1 pseudogene is annotated in these 811 nt (G+C 62.9%); it reads left to right on the top strand.

The features are described 5' to 3' along the window. Nucleotides 1-61: 61 nt before the first annotated feature. Nucleotides 62-811, top strand: a pseudogene (locus C9E82_RS23970) (IS5 family transposase); the annotation flags it as partial.

Here is an 811-nt window from a genome sequence, read left to right as displayed (position 1 = left end):
CTCTTGGGATTCCCTATTCTGAGGAAAGATGATTCAAGGTTTCTGTTGCAGGAGGTTTGCGATGGGAGTGTTGGATCGGCTTGTGCTGTCGGACGGGCAATGGAATCGGATTTCCGGCCATATCATCGGGGACGAGCGGACACGGGGCAGCAGTGGTCGCGACAACCGGATGTTCGTGGAGGCGGTGCTTTGGATCGTGCGGACGGGTTCGCCGTGGCGCGAGTTGCCGGACGTGTTCGGCTCGTGGAACAGCATGTTCCGCCGCTTCAGCCGATGGAGCCGGAAGGGGGTCTGGTGGCGGCTCTTCGCGGCGATGTCCGACGATCCCGATTTCGAATACCTGATCGTGGACAGCACGATTATCCGCGCCCACCAACACGCCGCTGGTGCAAAAAGGGGGCTGAAGATCAGGCCCTTGGCCGGTCCCGCGGCGGGCTGAGCACCAAGCTCCACCTGGCAGTGCGAGGCCTTGGCTGTCCGGTCCGCTTCACCCTGACCGCCGGGCAGAAGGGCGACGCCCCGCAGGCCGAGGCGCTGATCGCCGACCTGCCTGCCGAGGTCGTCATGGCCGACACCGCCTATGACAGCGACCGCCTGCGTGAGGCGATCGCCCGCAAGAAAGCTCTTGCCGTCATCCCTAACAACCCGTCCCGGGCGCGCAAGCATCCCCTCGACAAGCATCTCTACGCCCAGAGACATCTGATCGAATGCGTGCGCCTGTTCTCTCGAACCAGTGGCGTTCACAGGCTCACTCTCCAAGCTCAAGCAGTTCCGAAGGGTCGCCACGCGATACGAGAAAACCGCCAGAAAC

Source organism: Paracoccus sigandri (genome assembly GCF_003709565.1).
GTDB lineage: Bacteria > Pseudomonadota > Alphaproteobacteria > Rhodobacterales > Rhodobacteraceae > Paracoccus > Paracoccus siganidrum.
Note: the sequence above shows the minus strand (reverse complement) of the source record. Positions and strands in the feature narration are given on the sequence as shown.